The 20,254-nt window shown below is 74.6% G+C and carries 15 protein-coding genes; 14 read left to right on the top strand and 1 reads right to left on the bottom strand.

The annotated features are described in order from the left end of the window. Positions 1 to 315 precede the first annotated feature (315 nt). The 8 genes from ACFC1F_RS22025 (at position 316) to ACFC1F_RS21990 (ending at position 8,761) form a co-directional block, all read left to right on the top strand. A complete protein-coding gene (locus ACFC1F_RS22025) occupies positions 316 to 951 on the top strand; it encodes a response regulator (protein WP_209415452.1) in 636 nt (211 codons plus the stop codon). Positions 952 to 1,078: 127 nt separating this feature from the next. Beyond that, complete coding sequence (locus ACFC1F_RS22020) at positions 1,079 to 3,793, top strand: DNA translocase FtsK (protein ID WP_376160531.1); 2,715 nt, start codon at positions 1,079 to 1,081, stop codon at positions 3,791 to 3,793. A 262-nt stretch (positions 3,794 to 4,055) separates the two neighbouring features. Continuing rightward, complete coding sequence (locus ACFC1F_RS22015) at positions 4,056 to 4,919, top strand: RodZ domain-containing protein (protein WP_209415450.1); 864 nt, start codon at positions 4,056 to 4,058, stop codon at positions 4,917 to 4,919. Between the two features lie 107 nt (positions 4,920 to 5,026). Next, positions 5,027 to 6,511 (top strand): 30S ribosomal protein S12 methylthiotransferase RimO, encoded by a 1,485-nt coding sequence (rimO, locus tag ACFC1F_RS22010; RefSeq protein WP_209415449.1) that lies wholly within the window; start codon positions 5,027 to 5,029, stop codon positions 6,509 to 6,511. Continuing rightward, entirely contained in the window at positions 6,508 to 7,146 is a 639-nt protein-coding gene (gene pgsA / locus ACFC1F_RS22005) for a CDP-diacylglycerol--glycerol-3-phosphate 3-phosphatidyltransferase (RefSeq protein WP_148642737.1), read from the top strand. Before rimO ends, pgsA begins: the two co-directional genes overlap by 4 nt. Positions 7,147 to 7,220: 74 nt before the next feature. Then, a complete protein-coding gene (locus ACFC1F_RS22000) occupies positions 7,221 to 7,697 on the top strand; it encodes a CinA family protein (RefSeq protein WP_376160537.1) in 477 nt (158 codons plus the stop codon). A gap of 350 nt (positions 7,698 to 8,047) precedes the next feature. Beyond that, positions 8,048 to 8,416 carry a helix-turn-helix domain-containing protein gene (locus ACFC1F_RS21995; protein WP_148642736.1) on the top strand — a complete coding sequence of 123 codons (369 nt, stop codon included), beginning with the start codon at positions 8,048 to 8,050 and terminating at the stop codon, positions 8,414 to 8,416. Positions 8,417 to 8,470: 54 nt separating this feature from the next. Continuing rightward, a complete protein-coding gene (locus ACFC1F_RS21990) occupies positions 8,471 to 8,761 on the top strand; it encodes a hypothetical protein (RefSeq protein WP_376160528.1) in 291 nt (96 codons plus the stop codon). A 189-nt stretch (positions 8,762 to 8,950) separates the two neighbouring features. On the opposite strand, the gene ACFC1F_RS21985 is transcribed toward ACFC1F_RS21990, so the two are convergent. Further along, the gene (locus ACFC1F_RS21985) at positions 8,951 to 13,696 is read right to left on the bottom strand and encodes an ATP-dependent helicase (protein ID WP_376160526.1); all 4,746 of its coding nucleotides are present in this window, start codon (positions 13,694 to 13,696) and stop codon (positions 8,951 to 8,953) included. A gap of 218 nt (positions 13,697 to 13,914) precedes the next feature. Here ACFC1F_RS21985 and ACFC1F_RS21980 point away from each other — a divergent pair, with 218 nt between their 5' ends. From ACFC1F_RS21980 to ACFC1F_RS21955, 6 genes are all read left to right on the top strand, one after another. Then, on the top strand, positions 13,915 to 15,498 hold the full coding sequence (locus tag ACFC1F_RS21980) for a S8 family serine peptidase (protein WP_376160524.1): 1,584 nt from the start codon (positions 13,915 to 13,917) through the stop codon (positions 15,496 to 15,498). Between the two features lie 121 nt (positions 15,499 to 15,619). Then, on the top strand, positions 15,620 to 16,183 hold the full coding sequence (locus ACFC1F_RS21975; RefSeq protein ID WP_209415445.1) for a GNAT family N-acetyltransferase: 564 nt from the start codon (positions 15,620 to 15,622) through the stop codon (positions 16,181 to 16,183). A 33-nt stretch (positions 16,184 to 16,216) separates the two neighbouring features. Beyond that, positions 16,217 to 16,411, top strand: a complete 195-nt coding sequence (locus tag ACFC1F_RS21970) for a DUF3046 domain-containing protein (RefSeq protein WP_209415444.1) — start codon at positions 16,217 to 16,219, stop codon at positions 16,409 to 16,411. A 57-nt stretch (positions 16,412 to 16,468) separates the two neighbouring features. Then, positions 16,469 to 17,812, top strand: a complete 1,344-nt coding sequence (locus ACFC1F_RS21965; RefSeq protein WP_374106130.1) for an AI-2E family transporter — start codon at positions 16,469 to 16,471, stop codon at positions 17,810 to 17,812. Positions 17,813 to 17,965: 153 nt separating this feature from the next. After that, the gene (gene recA / locus ACFC1F_RS21960) at positions 17,966 to 19,081 is read left to right on the top strand and encodes a recombinase RecA (RefSeq protein WP_148642730.1); all 1,116 of its coding nucleotides are present in this window, start codon (positions 17,966 to 17,968) and stop codon (positions 19,079 to 19,081) included. Positions 19,082 to 19,088: 7 nt separating this feature from the next. After that, entirely contained in the window at positions 19,089 to 20,081 is a 993-nt protein-coding gene (locus tag ACFC1F_RS21955; RefSeq protein ID WP_376160521.1) for a regulatory protein RecX, read from the top strand. Positions 20,082 to 20,254: the final 173 nt, after the last annotated feature.

The raw sequence follows: 20,254 nt of genomic DNA, 5'->3' as shown, positions 1-20,254 counted from the left end.
GACGCCCCCGCCGGACCGGGAGGACCGGCGGGGGCGTGCGGTACCCGGCCCGCTCCGGGGTTCACGCCCGGGGGGCGGACAGTTTTCTGGCGGTCGGGGGCGGGAACCGGGTAGGGTCACCGATCGTTGCGAACAGTGACCGGACGGCGACTCGCTGCTGAGCGTGCGCCGGGGCACCGGTTGCGTGTCGTTCCGGATCAAGTCCTGACGGAGCGGTGTGCCGGGCGAGGGGGTGCGGCTAGCATGACCGGGGTAGTGGTGGGCAGTACGCGGGTGCCTTCCCCAGGCAGGCAGACGACAGGAGGGCGGGCCGGAATGCAGAAGGCGAAGATCCTCCTGGTCGACGACCGGCCGGAGAACCTGCTGGCGCTGGAGGCGATCCTCTCCGCGCTGGACCAGACGCTGGTGCGCGCGGCCTCCGGCGAGGAGGCGCTCAAGGCGCTGCTCACCGACGACTTCGCGGTGATCCTGCTCGACGTCCAGATGCCGGGCATGGACGGCTTCGAGACGGCCGCGCACATCAAGCGGCGCGAGCGCACCCGGGACATCCCGATCATCTTCCTGACCGCGATCAACCACGGGCCGCACCACACCTTCCGCGGCTACGCGGCCGGCGCGGTGGACTACATCTCCAAGCCCTTCGACCCCTGGGTGCTGCGCGCCAAGGTGTCGGTCTTCGTCGACCTCTACATGAAGAACTGCCAGCTCAGGGAGCAGGCCGCGCTGTTGCGACTGCAACTGGAGGAGGGCGGCGGGCAGCCGGCCATCGGCGGCGCGCTGCTGGGCGAGCTGTCGGCGCGGCTGGCCTCGGTGGAGGAGCAGGCCGAGGCGCTGGTCAAGCAGCTGGACGGCACCGAGGACGGCGGGGTCGCCGCCACCGCGGTGCACCTGGAGCGGAAGCTGACGGGCCTGCGCAGGGCGCTCGACGCGCTGCGCCCCGGTACGGACTAGACGGCGGCCGCCCGCTTGCCCCGTCCGGGTGAAACCGGATCAGCGTGACGGTGTGTCTGCGACACGTCCGGGCACCCCGTACCAGGCGCATGGGCACTGGTGGTCGGCCCCGGTAGGCTGCTGAGCCATGGCCACACGTACGCCCGGAAGCGCGGCACGCAGTTCGAGTCCGGGACCGTCCAAGAAGGCCGCGGCGAAGGCTCCGGCCAAGCCGCCCGCGAAGAAGGCGGCGGCCAAGAAACCGGCCCCGGCGAAGAAGGCCCCGGCCAAGCCCGCCCCGGCGGCGCCGCCCCCGCCCCCGCCGATGCTCTTCCGCGCCGTCCGGGCCGTCTGGCTCGGCCTGGCACACGCGGTCGGCGCGGTCTTCCGCGGCTTCGGCGACGGCGCCAAGAACCTGGACCCGGCGCACCGCAAGGACGGCGTCGGCCTGCTGCTGCTCGCGCTGGCGCTGGTCACGGCCGCGGGCACCTGGTTCAGCCCCCAGGGCTGGCTGGGCGAGGCGGCCACCAACGTGGTCTCCGGGCTGTTCGGCCGGCTGGACGTGCTGGTGCCCTTCCTGCTGGCGGCCGTCGCGATCCGGCTGATGCGCCATCCGGAGCTGCCCGAGGCCAACGGGCGGATCATGATCGGCCTCAGCGCGCTGGTGGTCGGCGTGCTCGGCCTGGTCCACATCGGCTGCGGTGCGCCCATGATGGGCAGCGGTGCGTCCCGGATAAGGGCGGCCGGCGGCATCGTCGGCTGGGCCGTCTCGACCCCGATGATGGCCGCCGCCGGACCGCCGCTCGCGGTGCCGCTCCTGCTGCTGCTGGCCTTCTTCGGCCTGCTGGTCACCACGGCCACCCCCGTCAACCGGATCCCCGAGCGGCTGCGCGCGGCCGGGGTGCGCCTCGGCGTGGTCGAGCCCGGTCCGGACGACGAGCCGACCGGGGGGCGCACGCCGGAGCGCGAGTTCTCCACCGCGCCGCCGGAGGACGCCGACCCGTCGGCGCTGCCGTTCACGGTGGACGCCGACGGCGACTCCCCGCAGGACGAGGTCGCCGCCCGCCGGCGCCGCCGCCGGCGCAAGCAGCCGGACGACCCGGAGCAGGACTCCGCCGCCGCCGCCGCACCGGGCAGGGACCCGTTCGTCAAGGACCTGGCCGACCCGTACGCCACCCGGGACCTCGCCGCCGGCGCCGCCGCCGACCTGGACGGCGCGCTGGTCTACGGCGTGCCCGCCTCCTCGGCGGTGGCGAACATGATGCACCAGGTGCAGGACCGCACCGCCCCGCCCGAGGAGCCCGCCGTCCCGGCCGCCCGCAGCGCCGGGGCCGGCCCCGGCGCACCGGAGGAGCACGGCCCGGCGCCGGTGCGGATGGAGCAGCTCCAGCTCTCCGAGGGCATCACCTACGCGCTGCCCTCGCTCGACCTGCTGGAGCGCGGCGGCCCGGCCAAGGCCCGCAGCGCCCTCAACGACGAGGTGGTGGCGCAGCTCACCAGCACCTTCGGCGAGTTCAAGGTGGACGCCAGGGTCACCGGCTTCACCCGGGGCCCGACGGTCACCCGGTACGAGGTCGAGCTGGGCCCGGCCGTGAAGGTGGAGCGGATCACCGCGCTCGCCAAGAACATCGCGTACGCGGTGGCCAGCCCGGACGTGCGGATCATCAGCCCGATCCCGGGCAAGTCCGCGGTCGGCATCGAGATCCCCAACCGGGACCGGGAGATGGTCAACCTCGGCGACCTGCTGCGCTCGCGCACGGCCGCCGAGGACACCCACCCGATGGTCGTCGGCATGGGCAAGGACGTCGAGGGCCACACCGTGATGGCCAACCTCGCCAAGATGCCGCACATCCTGGTGGCCGGCGCGACCGGCGCGGGCAAGTCGTCCTGCATCAACTGCCTGATCACCTCGGTGCTGGCCCGGGCCACCCCGGACGAGGTCCGGATGGTCCTGGTCGACCCGAAGCGGGTCGAGCTGACCGCGTACGAGGGCATCCCGCACCTGATCACGCCGATCATCACCAACCCCAAGAAGGCCGCCGAGGCCCTCCAGTGGGTGGTGCGCGAGATGGACCTGCGCTACGACGACCTCGCGGCGTTCGGGTTCCGGCACGTGGACGACTTCAACGCGGCGGTGAAGGCCGGGAAGGTGACCCCGCCACCGGGCAGCGAGCGCGAGCTGAAGCCGTACCCGTACCTGCTGGTGATCGTCGACGAGCTGGCCGACCTGATGATGGTCGCCCCGCGCGACGTCGAGGACTCGGTGGTCCGGATCACCCAGCTCGCCCGGGCCGCCGGCATCCACCTGGTGCTGGCGACCCAGCGGCCCTCGGTGGACGTGGTCACCGGTCTGATCAAGGCCAACGTGCCGTCCCGGCTGGCGTTCGCGACCTCGGCGATGGCCGACTCGCGGGTCATCCTGGACCAGCCGGGCGCCGAGAAGCTGATCGGCAAGGGCGACGCGCTCTTCCTGCCGATGGGCGCGAGCAAGGCGATCCGCATGCAGGGCGCGTTCGTCACCGAGGCGGAGATCGCCGCGGTCGTCCAGCACTGCAAGGACCAGCTGACCGCCGTCTACCGGGACGACGTCACCGTCGGCGGCGGGCCCAGGAAGGAGATCGACGAGGAGATCGGCGACGACCTGGACCTGCTGATCCAGGCCGCGGAGCTGGTCGTCTCCACCCAGTTCGGCTCCACCTCGATGCTCCAGCGCAAGCTGCGGGTCGGCTTCGCCAAGGCCGGCCGGCTGATGGACCTGATGGAGTCGCGCGGGATCGTCGGCCCGAGCGAGGGCTCCAAGGCCCGCGACGTCCTGGTGAAGCCCGACGAACTGGACGGCGTGATCGTCGGCATCCGCGGCTGACGGAGCGTCCCGTTCCGGGGTGTTCACCCGTTCGGAGGGGGGTAGGCGCGGTGTACGGAACCGATCGGACGTGCACCGCGTCACACGGCGAAAGCGGCGGCTCCGGTGAACGGCGGCCGACGCCCTGACGGCCGGTCAGTGGCCGTTCGGGAGCGGGACCGGGTGGGTGTGCGCATTCGGGCCTGTTCCGCTTGAGAAACGATCCGCCCGCGCCCCTAGACTGTTCCCCAGCAGGTGGCCATCCGCTCGAAAGGCGTGCCCCGTGACCATCGGCAAGTCCCGCGACCGCGAGAACGCCCCGTCGTCCGCCCAGCCTTCCGGCGGCGCGGAGCAGGCGGCCGATGCCGTGAGCATCGGCCGGGTGCTGTCCGCTGCCCGGATCGACGCCGGACTCACGGTGGACCAGGTCAGTAGCGCCACCCGCGTGCGGGTGCCGATCGTGCATGCCATCGAGGAGGACGACTACGGCCGCTGCGGCGGCGACTTCTACGCCCGCGGCCACATCCGCTCGATCGCCCGCGCGGTCGGCGTGGACGGCGAGGCGCTGGTGGCCCAGTACGACGCCGCGCACGGCGGCGCCCCCGCCACCAAGCGGCCGACCCAGCTGATCGAGAGCGGGCCGATCAAGGTTCCCGGCCGCGGCCGGCCGAACTGGACGGCCGCGATGGTCGCCGCGATCTTCGCGGTGGTCGCACTGATCGGCTTCAACCTGGTCAGCGGCAAGACCACCGGCTCGACCACCGGCTCGGCCAGCGCACCGCTGCCCAGCGGCTCCGGCACCGGCTCGGTCGCCGCGGCGCCCTCGCCGAGCGTGCAGCCGCCCGCCCCGGCGCCCAGCGTCGCGGCGATCGCGGCCGCGCCGGCCGACAAGGTCACCGTGAAGCTGGTCGCCGAGAAGGACACCAGCTGGGTCTCGGCGCTGGACGGCAACGGCAAGTCGCTGTTCCAGAACAACATCGAGGAGGGTCAGGACCAGACCTTCACCGACCCCAAGCAGATCAAGCTGGTGATCGGCAACGCCGGTGCCGTGCACGTGTACGTCAACGGCAAGGACCTCGGTCCGGCGGGCAAGAACGGCCAGGTGGTGCATGTCACGTACACCCCCGGCGACCCGCAGGCTGGCTGACCACGGGCGGTCTGCGACCGGGCGAAGGTCCGGTGAAGATCCGGTAATCCGGGGCGCGCGGCCTCCGGGGCGAACGGCCCCGGCGGCCGCGCGTTAATCTTGGCCCTATGCCTGAACGCCGTACTGTCGCCCTTGTCACGCTCGGATGCGCCCGCAACGAGGTGGACTCCGAGGAACTCGCCGGGCGACTGGAGGCCGACGGCTGGTTGCTGGTCGACGACGCCGCCGAAGCCGACGTCGCCGTCGTCAACACCTGCGGCTTCGTCGAGGCCGCCAAGAAGGACTCGGTCGACGCCCTGCTGGAGGCCAACGACCTCAAGGGGCACGGTCGCACCCAGGCCGTCGTCGCGGTCGGCTGCATGGCCGAGCGGTACGGCAAGGAGCTGGCCGACGCGCTGCCCGAGGCGGACGGCGTGCTCGGCTTCGACGACTACTCGGACATCTCCGACCGCCTCCAGACCATCCTCTCGGGCGGCCACCACGCCCCGCACATCCCGCGTGACCGCCGCAAGCTGCTGCCGCTGAGCCCCGTCGAGCGCCAGGCCGCCGCCGCCGATGTCGCCCTCCCGGGCCACGGCGGCGCCGAGAGCGCGCCGGAGGACCTCCCCGAGGGCGTGGCGCCCGCCTCCGGGCCGCGCACCCTGCGCAAGCGGCTGGACGACAGCCCGGTGGCCTCCGTGAAGCTCGCCTCCGGCTGCGACCGGCGGTGTTCCTTCTGCGCCATCCCGGCCTTCCGCGGCTCGTTCATCTCGCGCCGCCCCTCCGACGTGCTCCAGGAGGCCCGCTGGCTGGCCTCGCAGGGCGTCCGCGAGGTGGTGCTGGTCAGCGAGAACAACACCTCGTACGGCAAGGACCTCGGCGACATCCGGCTGCTGGAGACGCTGCTCGGCGAGATCGCCGCGATCGAGGGCGTCGAGCGGGTCCGGGTCTCCTACCTCCAGCCGGCCGAGATGCGGCCGGGCCTGATCGACGCGATGACCGGCACCGCCGACGTGGTGCCCTACTTCGACCTCTCCTTCCAGCACTCGGCGCCCGCGGTGCTGCGCCGGATGCGCCGCTTCGGCTCCACCGACCAGTTCCTGGAGCTGCTCGGGACGATCCGCGGCAAGGCCCCGCAGGCCGGCGCCCGCTCCAACTTCATCGTCGGCTTCCCCGGCGAGACCGAGGAGGACTTCGCCGAGCTGGAGCGCTTCGTCACGCACGCCGGCCTGGACGCGATCGGCGTCTTCGGCTACTCCGACGAGGACGGCACCGAGGCCGCGACCTACGACGGCAAGCTGCCCGAGGACGTGGTGGCGGACCGGCTCGACCGGCTCACCCGGCTCGCCGAGGAGATGACCGCCCAGCGGGCCGAGCAGCGGATCGGCACCGAGGTCGAGGTGCTGGTCGAGTCCGTGGAGGGCGACCTGGTCGAGGGCCGCGCCGCCCACCAGGCGCCCGAGACGGACGGCCTCACCACGCTCACCGGCGTGGAGGACCCGCAGGTCGGCCGGTTCTACCGGGCCCGGGTGGTCGCCAGCGAGGGCGTCGACCTGGTCGCCGAGGCGCTGGAGCAGGTGCGGGTCGGCCAGGCCCCGGGAGCCGGGGAATGACCAAGGGGCCCGGCGCCCCGGCCGCGGCCCACCCGGGCAGACCGGCGGCCGCGGCGCCGCCGGCGCCGGGGATCTGGAACATCGCCAACATGCTCACGATGCTCCGGCTGCTGCTGGTGCCGGTCTTCGTGGCGCTGCTCTTCGCCGACGGCGGCCACGACCCCAAGTGGCGGGCGGTGGCCTGGGCGTCGTTCGCGGTCGCGATGATCACCGACCTGTTCGACGGCGAGCTGGCCCGGCGCAAGGGCCTGGTCACCGACTTCGGCAAGATCGCCGACCCGATCGCCGACAAGGCGATCATGGGCTCGGCACTGATCGGCCTCTCGGTGCTGGGCGACCTGCCGTGGTGGGTCACGGCGGTCATCCTGGCCCGCGAGCTCGGCATCACCCTGATGCGGTTCTGGGTGATCCGGTACGGGGTCATCCCGGCCAGCCGGGGCGGCAAGCTGAAGACGCTCACCCAGGGCATCGCGGTCGGCATGTACGTCCTGGAGCTGACCGGCTGGCTCGCCACCGCGCGGGCCGTGCTGATGGGGCTGGCGGTGCTGCTGACCGTCGGCACCGCGCTGGACTACATCGGGCAGGCGCTGCGCCTGCGCCGCGAGGGGCTGGCCGCGGAGCGCGCGGGCCGGTGACGGGGGAGGACGGGGTGGAGCGCGTGGTGGACGCCGGGGCGGGGCACGGGCCGCAGGCCGCTGCGGACTACGCGCTGGCGGAGCGGGCGCACGCCGCGCTGCGCGGCGAGGGCAGCACCGTGGCGGTGGCGGAGTCGCTCACCGGCGGGCTGCTGGCGGCGGCGCTGGTGGACGTCCCGGGGGCGTCCGCGACCTTCCGCGGCTCGGTCACCGCGTACGCGACCGAGCTGAAGGCCTCGGTGCTCGGCGTCGACGAGGGCCTGCTGGCCGTGCACGGACCGGTGCACCCGGTGGTGGCGCGGCAGATGGCCGAGGGCGTGCGCCGGCTGCTGGGCGCCACCTACGGGGTGGCGACGACCGGCGTGGCCGGGCCGGATCCGCAGGACGGACAGCCGGTGGGCACCGTACACCTCGCGGTCGCCGGTCCGGGGGGAAGTCTGGTCACTTCGCCCCGGTTGTCGGGCGGGCGTGCCACAATCCGTCGCAGAGCGGTGACCGCCGCTCTGGAGCTGCTCGTCGGGCGGCTCCCGGCCGGTGCGTCCACGCACTGAGCCGTCGCCCGCCCACCGCAGAGGCGTCACGCAGGCCCCGCCCGTCGAGATCTCCACCGAACCGAGATCTGCCGAACTGGCGTACGGGTATGGGCCGGCTGGAGGATCGTGTTACATCGGAGGGCCTGGTTGGGCAGAAACCAGGTGGCGAACGAGTGGCTTGGCGGTGGCCGGGCGCCGCGCGGAGGGTACGACGAGGTGCCAGCCGACCCGGGTACGACACCGAAACAGGGGAGGGGACAGCCTTGCAGCCCAGAGTGAACACGACCATGGTCCCCGCACGCGAAGCGGGCAAGGCGGTACGGTGGGGGCGTGACATCTCGATCCGCAGTCCGAGGAGGGAGGCACCGATGATCCTGCTCCGTCGCCTACTGGGCGATGTACTGCGTCGGCAGCGCCAGCGCCAGGGCCGCACACTCCGCGAGGTGTCGGCAGCCGCCAGGGTTTCGCTCGGTTACCTCTCCGAGGTCGAGCGGGGACAGAAGGAGGCCTCCTCGGAGCTGCTCTCCGCGATCTGCGACGCACTCGATGTCCGCATGTCCGAGGTCATGCGCGAGGTCAGCGACGAACTCTCGCTCGCCGAACTTGCGGCGATGGCCACCCTCTCCGAAGGTGAACTGCTGAGGCCGGTGCTCGAACCGGTACCGCTGCCCGCCCCCGGCACCGACCGGGCGAACCTCTCGCCCAAGGCCGCCGCGATGGACGTGGTCGCCGCCTGACCTGGCCTCGACGCCCGGGCGCCTGGTGCCCGGGGCGAGCGAAGGAGGGCGGTCGTGCGGAGAACCGCGACGGCGTACGCCGAAGGCCGAATACGGATACGGCTGGGGCGTCTGGTGCCCCGGCCCTTGCGTGCGGGCCTGGTGATCCTTGCGGGCGGGCTCGGCTGCTGGGTGCTGGTGGTCCGGGGACAACCGGCCGACGGTGCCGCGCTGGGGCTGCTCGCGGCCGGCGGCTGGGGCCTCGGGCTGATCCCGGTCCACGCCGACCGGTGGGCCACCGGACCGTCGCCGCGCCGGACGGGTGATCCGGCGGCCCGGGTGGAGGCGGAACCTCCGATCGGGTGACGTGCCCGGGTGATCCCCCGGGGAGCCCTCCGGCGTTGCGGGCGGAACGAGTACCTGAGTGTTGCGGTCCGAAGGCCGCGGAGCGGGAAACCCGCCCCGCGGCCTTCGCCGTGTCCGGGGCCGTCGGTCCGGGACGCCCGGGCGTCCCGCGGGGGCCGTCCGCCGGGCCCGTCCGCCGGTGGCCGTCCGTCAGGGCCTCAGCCGCAGGCCGCGCGGGGTGGCGTGGAAGCCGGCCTCCTCCAGGGCGGCGCCGAGCGCCGACCCGAGCGCTGGCTCGCCGTTGGCCCGTTCGACGGTGACACTGCCGAGCGCGCCCGCCCGGACGGCCGAGGCGAGGGCCGAAGCGGCCAGCGCGCGGGTGGCCTCGTCCTCCGGCCAGGCCAGCAGCGACTTGCCGCCGCGTTCGACGTAGAGGGCCAGTTCGCCGTCGACCAGGACCACCAGGGCACCCGCCTTGCGGCCGGGCCGGTGCGCCTTGGCCGCCCTGCTCGCCTTGGCCCCCTCCGCGGCCCCCGCGGCCCCGTCCCGCCCGTCCGCTGCCCCGGGCGGCTCGGGCCAGGGCAGTGCGGCGCCGTAGGCGTTGGCCGGGTCGGCGGCGGCCAGCACCAGCACCTGCGGCGGCTCGGCCGCCGGGCCGGCCGACCATTCGTTGGCCCGGGCGCGCTCCAGCCGGCCGTTGACCGACCGCAGCCGGTCCGCAGCGCCCTCCATAGCGAACTGGGCGCCGCCCAGCCCCTCCACGAAGTAGCCCCGGCGGGCCCGGCCGCGCTCCTCCATCGCGGCCAGCACCCGGTACACCCCGGCGAACCCGCCCGGGACCCGTTCGGCCACCACGGTGCCCCGGGTGAGCAGGCCGTGCCGGTCCAGCAGGTTCTGCGCCCGGGCGGTGGCGCGGACCGTCGGGTCGGCCTCGAAGGCGGGCAGCACCGACCAGCGCCCGGCCACCGTCGGCGGGCCGCTGCGCAGGGCGCCGCCGATCCGGCCGAACGGGCGGCCGGCGCCGCCGTAGCGGCCGCGCGGGGTGGCCCTGGGCGCCCGGTGCGCCGTCGCGCCGGCCGTCCGCCCGGAGCCGAGCAGGGCGCGCAGCGGAGCCAGGGTGTCGTTGCTGACGTACCCGGCCCAGACGAGGTCCCAGAGCGCCTCGACGAGCTCGGCCTCGGGGGTGTCCGGCAGGTGCGCGACGAGCTGGCGGAAGAAGAGCCCGTAGCCGCCCGCCAGTGCCTCCATCAGCGCGGTGTGCACGGGGGTGACGGCCGGCGGGACGGGCTCGGGGCGCAGCAGGTGGGCGGTCTCGGCGAGGTGCAGGCTGATCCAGCCGTCCTTGCCGGGCAGCGCGCCGGCGCCGGACCAGCCGATCTCGCCGGCCGCCATCAGCTCGTCCAGCAGGTTCGGGGAGTAGTCGGCGAGCCGGGCCGGGAGGATCAGCTTCTCCAGTGCGGAGGCGGGCAGGGCGGTGCCCTGGAGCTGCTCGACCACCCGCAGCAGGCCGTCGGGGCCGCGCAGCCGGTGGCCGGCCAGGTGCTGCCACTGCGGGAGGAAGGCGGCCAGCGCACGCGGCGGGACGGCCTCGACCTCCTGGCGCAGGGCGGCGAGCGAACGGCGTCGCAGTCGGCGGAGCACCTCGGCGTCGCACCACTCGACGGTGGCGGTGTGGCCCTCCACCGGTCTGAACTCGCCCTGGACGAGGCGGCCGGCGGCGGTGAGCCGGTGCAGGGTGCCGGTGACCACGGCCGTCCCGAGCCCGAAGCGGGCCGCGGCCTCGGCGGCGGTGAACGGGCCGTGCGTGCGGGCGTGCCGGGCGAGGAGGTCGCCCAGCGGGTCCTTGACCGGTTCGGTGAAGGCCTCGGGCACGCCGACCGGCAGCGGGGTGCCGAGGGCGTCGCGCAGCCGGCCGGCGTCCTCGACGGCCGCCCAGCGCTGCTCGCCGGCGATCCGGACCGCGATCACCCGGCGGGCGGCCTCCAGCTCCAGGGCCCAGAGCGGCTCGGCGCCGCGGACGGTGAGCTCGGCCTCGGTGAGCGGGCCGAGCAGGCGCAGCGCGTCGGCGACGCCCTCGGCGTCCCTGATCCGGCGCTCGGGGGTGAGGCGTTGGAGCTCGGCCTCCAGCTCGGCGAGGACCTGCGGGTCGAGCAGTTCGCGCAGTTCGGCCTGGCCGAGCAGCTCGGAGAGCAGCCGGGAGTCGAGCGAGAGGGCGGCGGCGCGGCGCTCGGCGAGCGGGGAGTCGCCCTCGTAGAGGAACTGGGCGACGTAGCCGAAGAGCAGTGAGCGGGCGAACGGGGACGGCTCGGGGGTGGTGACCTCGACCAGGCGGACGGCGCGGGATTCGAGGTCCCCCATCAGCTCGACCAGTCCGGGCACGTCGAAGACGTCCTGGAGGCACTCGCGGACGGCCTCCAGCACGATCGGGAAGGAGCCGTACTCGGAGGCGACCTCCAGGAGCTGGGCGGCGCGCTGGCGCTGCTGCCAGAGCGGGGTGCGGCGGCCGGGGCTGCGGCGGGGGAGCAGCAGGGCCCGGCCGGCGCACTCGCGGAAGCGGGAGGCGAACAGGGCCGAGCCGCCGACCTGGTCGGTGACGAGCTGTTCGATCTCGCCCGGGTCGAACAGGGCGGCGTCGGCGCCGACCGGGGCGTCGTCGGAGGCCGCCCCGCCGCCCGGGCTCCCGAAGTCGAAGTCGGGGGCCAGCAGGTCGGCGTCGGGCAGGCGGAGCACGATGCCGTCGTCGGCGTGCATGACCTGCGGGTCGAGGCCGTGCTTCTCGCGCAGCCGGGCGGCGAGGGCGAGGGCCCAGGGGGCGTGCACCTGGGCGCCGAAGGGGGAGTGGATGACGATCCGCCAGTCGCCCAGTTCGTCCCGGAAGCGCTCGACCACGATGGTGCGGTCGTCCGGGAGGTGGCCGCAGGCCGTGCGCTGCTCGGTGAGGTAGTCGAGCAGGTTGCCGGCGGCCCAGTCGTCCAGACCGGCCTGCCGGAGCCGGGCGGTGGCGGCCGCGGGCTCCATGGAGCCCAGCTCGCGGGTGAACGCGCCGAGAGCGCGGCCGAGTTCGAGCGGGCGGCCGAGGGTGTCGCCCTTCCAGAACGGGAGCCGGCCGGGGATGCCGGGGGCCGGGGTGACCAGCACCTTGTCGTGGGTGATCTCCTCGATCCGCCAGGAGGTGGTGCCGAGGGTGAAGACGTCGCCGACCCGGGACTCGTAGACCATCTCCTCGTCGAGCTCCCCGACCCTTCCGCCGCCCTTGCGCCCCGTCGTCGAGTCGGCCGCGGTCGAGCCGGCGATGAAGACGCCGAACAGGCCGCGGTCGGGGATGGTGCCGCCGGAGGTGACGGCGAGCCGCTGGGCGCCGGGGCGGCCGGTGACGGTGCCGGCCACGCGGTCCCAGACCAGGCGGGGGCGCAGCTCGGCGAAGGCGTCCGAGGGGTAGCGGCCGGCCAGCATGTCGAGCACGGCGTCGAAGGCGGACTGCGGCAGGCCGGCGAACGGCGCGGCCCGGCGGACCACGGCGAGCAGGTCGTCCACCGGCCAGGTGTCCAGCGCCGTCATCGCGACCAGCTGCTGGGCCAGCACGTCCAGCGGGTTGCGCGGGATGCGCAGCGCCTCGATCCGGCCGGCCCGCATCCGTTCGGTGACCACGGCGGACTGGACGAGGTCCCCCCGGTACTTGGGGAAGAAGACGCCGGTGGAGACCGCGCCGACCTGGTGGCCGGCCCGGCCGACCCGCTGGAGGCCGGAGGCGACCGAGGGCGGTGACTCGACCTGGACGACCAGCTCGACGGCGCCCATGTCGATGCCCAGCTCCAGGCTCGAGGTGGCGACCACGGCCGGCAGCCGGCCCGCCTTGAGCTCCTCCTCGACCAGGGTGCGCTGCTCCTTGGAGACCGAGCCGTGGTGGGCCCGGGCGATCACCGGCGGGGCGCCCCTGGCCGCGCCGGAGCCGCCCATCAGCTGGGCGGGCGCGTGCGCCTCGGCGGGGGCGGTGCCGGTGGCCCGTTCGACGGCGATCTCGTTGAGGCGGTTGCAGAGCCGCTCGGCGAGGCGGCGGGAGTTGGCGAAGACGATGGTCGAGCGGTGGGCCTGGACCAGGTCGACGATCCGCTCCTCGACGTGCGGCCAGATCGACGTTTGCCGGGCCGGATCGCCGTCGGGGGCGCCGCCGACGCCGGGGGCGGCCGGGAGGTCGTCCAGGTCGGGGACGGGGACGACCACCGAGAGGTCGAACTCCTTGGCGGAGGCGGGCTGGACGACGGTGGCGCCGCGCTGCGGGCTGAGGAAGCGGGCCACCTCCTCGACCGGGCGGACGGTGGCGGAGAGGCCGATCCGGCGGGCCGGGCGTTCCAACAGCTCGTCCAGCCGCTCCAGCGAGAGCGCGAGGTGGGCGCCGCGCTTGGTGCCGGCGACGGCGTGCACCTCGTCCAGGATCACGGTGTCGATGCCGCGCAGGGCTTCGCGGGACGCGGAGGTGAGCAGCAGGAAGAGCGACTCGGGGGTGGTGATCAGGATGTCCGGCGGGTGGGTGGCGAAGCGGCGGCGGTCGGCGGCCGGGGTGTCGCCGGAACGGATGCCGACCTGGACGTCGGGCTCGGGCAGGCCGAGCCGGACGGAGGCCTGGCGCAGGCCGGCCAACGGGGCGCGGAGGTTGCGCTCGACGTCGACGGCGAGGGCCTTGAGCGGCGAGATGTAGAGGACGCGGCAGCGGCGCTTCGGCTCGGCGGGCACCGGGGTGCTGCTGAGGCGGTCCAGGGCGGAGAGGAAGGCGGCGAGCGTCTTCCCGGAGCCGGTGGGGGCGACCACCAGGACGTCCGTCCCCTGCCCGATGGCGTGCCAGGCCTCGGCCTGGGCGGTGGTGGGCGCGTGGAAGGCCCCCGTGAACCAGGCCCGGGTGGCCGGGGCGAAACCGGCCAGGGGGTCGGCGGGCGGCTGGGGGTGGGTCTGCGGCGCCATGCCCCCATGGTGCCGGGTGGCACTGACAACGGGCGGGCCGGCGGGCGGTGGGCGGCCGGGGCGTCGTCCGCGCGCCGTCCGGTGGAGTTAAAAAAGGCAAAGAAGACTATCAACTCATATGGTGATGATTCAGACAGAGGGCTCTTCGAGGACAGCCACACCCCCGTGACCACCGGGCCTCCCGTGACCGACCGGGACCGACGAGCGGAGACCGTGCCATGGCGCAGGCGCACCCGTCCGGCAGCGGTCCCGCCCAGGCCGGACCGCACCGGGCCCGCGGCCCCCTGCGGGCACTGCTCGCCATGCTGCTCACCGCGCTGGTGGCCGGCGGCGCCGTCCCGTACGTGGCCGGACCCGGCCGGTCCTACCTCAGCTACCTGGTGCTGGCCGAGCAGGAGGACGCCGCGGGCGCCGCCAGGGCGGGGGCCGAGGCGCGGGCCGCCGGCGGACAGGTCGTCCAGGAGTACCCGCAGATCGGGGCCGTGCTCGCGTACGCCCCCGGCGGCTTCGCCGACAAGGTCCGGTCCCGGCCGGGGGTGGCCGCGGCCGGTGCCACCCGGACCGCGCCGGTACCGAGCCCGCCCCGGCCGCTGGACGGCGCGGGGGACTTCGGCGCGGGGACCGGCGCCGACCGGGCCGGCGGCGACCGCAGCGCCGACGGCGGCCCCGGAACGGGCGGGCGCCGCAGCGCCGACCTCGGGGACGACGCCACCGCCACCGTGGCAGACCCGGGCGAGCACGACGCCTGGAACCTCGCCATGCTCGGCGCGCCCGTCGGCTCGGCCGGCGACACCCCGCCCACCCTGCTGCGCACCCCCTCCCCGAGCCCGGGGGAGCCCTCCGCGGACGCGCTGCGCAAGGTGCTGGTGGCGGTGCTCGACTCCGGCGTCGACGACAGCCACCCGGACCTGCGCGCCGCCGTCGACCCGAAGAGCTCCGCCTCCTGCGCCGACGGCCGCCCCGACGCCCGGACCGGCGCCTGGCGGCCCGACCCCGGCGTCGGCGAGAGCGGCCACGGCACCCACGTCGCCGGGATCGTCGGCGCCGCCCGGGACGGCCACGGCGTCAGCGGCGTGGCCCCCGGCGTCCGGATCGCCGCCGTCCGGCTGCTCGGCCCGCTCGGCCAGTACTACGCGGAGAACATCGTCTGCGGCATGCTCTGGGCCGCCGACCACGGCGCCAAGGCGATCAACAACAGCTACTTCGCCGACCCGTGGAAGTACAACTGCCCGCAGGACCCCGACCAGGCCGCGCTGACCGCGGCGGTCGACCGGGCGGTCGGCTACGCCCGGCGGCAGGGCGCGGTCGTGGTGGCCTCGGCCGGCAACGACGGACAGGACCTCGGCGCCCCCCGCGCCGACGACCGCAGCCCCAACGACCGCGTCTCCGGCCCGGCGCAGTCCCGGTACCTCGGCACCGAGTGCATCCGGCTGCCCGGCGAGCTCCCCGGGGTGGTCACGGTGACCGCCGTCGACCGCGACGGCGGCCCGTCGGCGTACTCCAACTACGGGCGCGGCAAGGTCTCCCTGGCCGCCCCCGGCGGGGACCCGGACGCCGGGGCGCACGGCGCGATCGTCTCGGACTGGCCCGGCGGGCAGTACGCGGCGCTGGCGGGCACCTCGATGTCCGCGGCGCACGTCACCGGCGCGGTCGCGGTGGCCGCCGCGCTCCACCCGGACTGGGGCTCGGACCAGCTCGCGTCCCTGCTGGCCGCCACCGCGGCGGCCGCCTGCCCGCCCGGGCCGCTCGGCTGCGGCGACCGCCAGTACTACGGCGCGGGCCTGCTCGCCCTGCCGCACTGAGCCCGCCCTGCCGCACTGGGCCCGCGCTGCGTACCGGGCCCGCGCTGCGCACTGAGTGCGGGTGCGGACGGCCGGTGGAAAACCAGGTGACGGGCGGGGCACGCCGGGCGAGGATCGGGGGATGACCGTATACCTCGCCACCGAGCGGCTGGTCCTGCGCCGCTTCACCTCCGCCGACACCGACCGCCTGGTGGAGCTCGACGGCGACCCCGAGGTGATGCGCTACCTCACCGGCGGCCGGGCCACCCCGCGCGAGGTGGTCGAGGAGAAGGTGCTGCCGCTCTACCTCGCGCACTACGAGCGGTACGGCGACCTCAGCTGGTGGGCGGCCGAGGAGCGCGACGGCGGGGCCTTCCTGGGCTGGTTCGAGTTCCGCCCGACGGATCCCCAGGACCCGACGGGCCGGAGCGAGGTCGAGCTCGGCTACCGGCTGCGCCGGCCGGCCTGGGGGCACGGGTACGCCACCGAAGGGGCGCGGGCGCTGGTCCGCCACGGCTTCACCGAACTCGGCGTGCGACGGGTGGTGGCCTACACGATGGCGGTCAACAGCGGCTCGCGGCGGGTGATGGAGAAGAGCGGGCTGCGCTACGTCCGGACGTTCCACGAGGACTACCCCGAGCGGATCCCCGGCAGCGAGCACGGCGAGGTCGAGTACGCGCTGGAGGCGGGCGACTGGAAGGCCTGAGCCTGCGGAGCCCGGTCCGGGATACTGGTGGGCATGAGGCTGACGGAGTTCTGGCGACGGATGTACGAGCACTTCGGTGAGGTGTACGCGGAGTCCTTCGCCGCCGATCACGTGATGACCGAGCTGGGCGGGCGGACGGTGCGTCAGGCGCTGGAGGCGGGCTGGGAGGCCAAGGACGTCTGGCGGGTGGTCTGCGACACCCAGGGGGTGTCGGCGCTGCTGCGCTGAACGGGTGACCGGTGCCCGGTGCTCGGACGGGTGTCGGGGATGGGACAGACTGTCCGGGTGACAAGCAGCCCAGAAGCACAGAATTCGGACAGGTCGGCGCGCGCCGTCGACGAGGCCGCGGGCCCGCCGCCCGCCACCGCGCCCGCGGCGGACCCGGCCCGGGGAGTGGCCGACGGGCTCTGGGGCACCGGGATGCCGCGCTGGCTGCCCCGCGCGATGGTGCTGGCGCTGCTCCTGGTCGGACTGTTCCAGCTCGCCGACTGGGCCTTCCACCAGCTGATCGACCTCTTCGTGATGCTGCTGGTCGCCTTCTTCCTCTCGCTGGCCCTGGAGCCGGCCGTGGACCGGATGGCGGCCCGCGGGGTGCGCAGGGGCGTCGGCACCTTCCTGGTCTTCGTCGCGCTCGCGGTCGCGGTCGCGGGCTTCCTGGCCGCGCTCGGCACCCTGCTGGTCGACCAGGTGGCGAAGATCGCGGTGGACCTCCCGCACCTGCTCGACAACCTGATCAACTGGATCAACCGGACCTTCCAGCAGGACCTCTCGCTGGACGAGCTGCAGAAGAAGCTGCTCAAGGACTCCGGTGCCATCGAGACCTACGCCCAGCAGGCGGCCGACAACGTCTGGGGCGTCTCCTCCACGCTGATCGGCGGGCTCTTCCAGGCCTTCACGGTCGGCCTCTTCACCTTCTACTTCACCGCCGAGGGCCCCCGGGTGCGCCGCACGGTCTGCTCGCTGCTGCCGCCCGCCAAGCAGGGCGAGGTGCTGCGGGCCTGGGAGATCGCGCTGGCCAAGACCGGCGGCTACCTCTACTCCCGGGCGCTGCTCGCGGTGGCGTCGGCGCTCGCGCACTGGGTGATGTTCGCCGCGCTGGACCTGCCCTACTCGGTGGCGCTGGCGGTCTGGGTCGGCGTCATGTCGCAGTTCGTGCCCACCATCGGGACGTACCTGGCGGGCGCGCTGCCGGTGCTGGTCGCGCTCACGGTGGAGCCGGTGGACGCGCTCTGGGTGCTGGTGTTCGTGGTCGTCTACCAGCAGGTCGAGAACTACCTGCTGCACCCGCGGATCACCGCCAGGACGGTGGACGTGCACCCGGCGGTGGCGTTCGGCGCGGTGATCGCCGGGGCGGCGCTGCTCGGAGCGGTGGGGGCGCTGATCGCCATCCCGGCGGCGGCCACCCTCCAGGGGTTCGTCGGAACGTACGTGCGCCGGTACGAGGTGGCCACCGACCCGCGGATCGACCGGGGGGCGCAGCGGCGCGCGCGGCGGGAGCTGCGCCGGGAGGCGGCGCGCCGGCTGCGGCGGATGGTCGGGGCCGGGGCGGGCCCGGACGACACGGACCAGGCCTCCGACCAGCGGCCGGGCGCCGACCGGGGGCCGGAGGGCGGGGCCGGGGAGCGGTAGGTCGAACGGGCGAGGTTGAATCGAACAGATGTTCTTTGTACTCTCCGGCGAGGAGTTTTCCACAGGCCGAGCCCGGTCTGGGCCGTTTGTCAGTGGGACGCGCTAGCGTCGAGGACGATGAAGCGCACAGCACAGAACCCGAGGGTGGAAGCCATGGCAGGTACGGACCGCGAGAAGGCCCTTGAGACCGCACTCGCTCAGATCGAGCGGCAGTTCGGCAAGGGCTCGGTGATGCGCCTGGGCGAGAAGGCCAACGAGCCGATCGACGTGATCTCCACCGGATCCACCGCACTGGACGTCGCCCTCGGGGTCGGCGGCATCCCGCGTGGCCGGGTGGTCGAGATCTACGGCCCCGAGTCCTCCGGCAAGACCACGCTGACCCTGCACCTGGCGGCCAACGCCCAGCGGGCCGGCGGCACGGTCGCCTTCGTCGACGCGGAGCACGCGCTCGACCCCGAGTACGCCAAGAAGCTCGGCGTGGACACCGACGCCCTGCTGGTCAGCCAGCCGGACACCGGTGAGCAGGCCCTGGAGATCACCGACATGCTGATCCGCTCCGGCGCGATCGACCTGGTGATCATCGACTCCGTGGCGGCGCTGGTCCCGCGTGCGGAGATCGAGGGCGAGATGGGCGACTCGCACGTCGGTCTGCAGGCCCGGCTGATGAGCCAGGCGCTGCGCAAGATCGCCGGTGCGCTGAACCAGTCGAACACCACCGCGGTGTTCATCAACCAGCTCCGCGAGAAGATCGGCGTCATGTTCGGCTCGCCGGAGACCACGACCGGTGGCCGGGCGCTGAAGTTCTACGCCTCCGTCCGCCTGGACATCCGCCGGATCGAGACCCTGAAGGACGGCACCGAGGCGGTCGGCAACCGCACCCGGGTCAAGGTCGTCAAGAACAAGGTCGCGGCGCCGTTCAAGCAGGCCGAGTTCGACATCCTCTACGGCGTGGGCATCAGCCGCGAGGGCGGCCTGATCGACATGGGCGTCGAGCACGGGTTCATCCGCAAGTCGGGCGCCTGGTACACCTACGAGGGCGACCAGCTCGGCCAGGGCAAGGAGAACGCCCGCAACTTCCTGCGGGACAACCCGCAGCTGGCCGACGAGATCGAGCGGAAGATCAAGGGCAAGCTGGGCATCGGCCCGAAGACGGAGGAGCCGGCCGCCGAGGGCGAGGCACCGGCCGCCGAGGGCGCCGCCAAGCCGATCACCGCGACCGCCGCCAAGACGGCCGCGGCGAAGAAGACGGCGGCGGCCGCCAAGGCCTGAGCCGTTGATGCAGGACGACATGGTGAGCGGAGGCCCGGCGGGCCCTGAGGGCGACGACTACGGCCCGCCGGACTGGTTCGCCGCGGTGGCGGAGCCGGAGCCGGTCTCGTGGTCGGTGCGGCCCGAGCGGCCGGAGCGTCCCGCGCGGCGGGAGCGGCCCGAGCGGTCGGCGGGTCCGGGGGAGCCGGTCGACGGGCTCGGCCTGGTGTCCGCGTCCGAGCTGCCCACCGGGCGGCGCCGGCGTCGCTCGGCGCTCGCGGAGGGGGAGCCCCCCGGCCACCGGGCCGGGGAAGGGGCGGCCGGTCACGGGGGTGCGGCCGCCCCCGCCTCCTCCGCCGCCGGGCCACGCGGTCGTCGCGCCCGGACACGGGCCCGGACGGACGCGGCGGCGCCTGGGGAGGCGTGGGAGCCGGGCCGTGACGGCACGGCGGAGAAGCCGCGCCGGGCCGCGCGTGGGGCCAGGGCCGAGGAGCCGGCCGACCCCGAGGCCCGCGCGCGGGACATCTGCCTGCGGCTGCTCACCGGGGCGGCCAAGAGCCGCAAGCAGCTCGCCGACGCCCTGCGCAAGCGGGAGATCCCGGACGAGGTCGCCGAGCAGGTGCTGACCCGGCTGGAGGAGGTCGGGCTGATCGACGACGCGGCCTTCGCCCGGGCCTGGGTGGAGTCCCGGCACGCCGTCCGGGGCCTCTCCCGGCGGGCGCTGGCCCAGGAGCTGCGGACCAAGGGCGTGGCCGGCGAGCTGGTCGAACAGGCCGTGGCGCAGCTCGACCACGACGACGAGACCGAGGCGGCCCGGGCGCTGGTCGAGCGCAAGCTCCGGGCGACCCGCGGGCTGGAGCGGCAGGCCCGGATGCGCCGGCTGGTCGGCGTGCTGGCTCGGCGCGGCTACTCGGAGGGCCTCGCCTTCCGGGTGGTCCGGGAGGTGCTGGACGACGAGGCCTCCGTGGCGGGCCCGGAGGAAGAGGACGTGGACGGAGCATCCGCCGACGGCTGGGAGTGAGGGCCGCGCGGCGGGGGAGTTCGCCAAGTCCCAGGCCAGTCTTGACCGTTTCGTAACCTGCGCTTAGCCTCGCACTCAGTGCGGGAGCGCGTCGATCACGCCCCGGTCGCGCCGCGGGCAGGCATGCCCGCGCCCGGTCGCGGTTGGTCCCGGACGGCGTGCCGTGCAGGGAC

It is taken from the genome of Kitasatospora sp. NPDC056181 (assembly GCF_042266225.1).
GTDB lineage: Bacteria > Actinomycetota > Actinomycetes > Streptomycetales > Streptomycetaceae > Kitasatospora.
The sequence above is the reverse complement of the archived record's forward strand: the minus strand, read 5'-3'. Positions and strand labels throughout refer to the sequence as shown.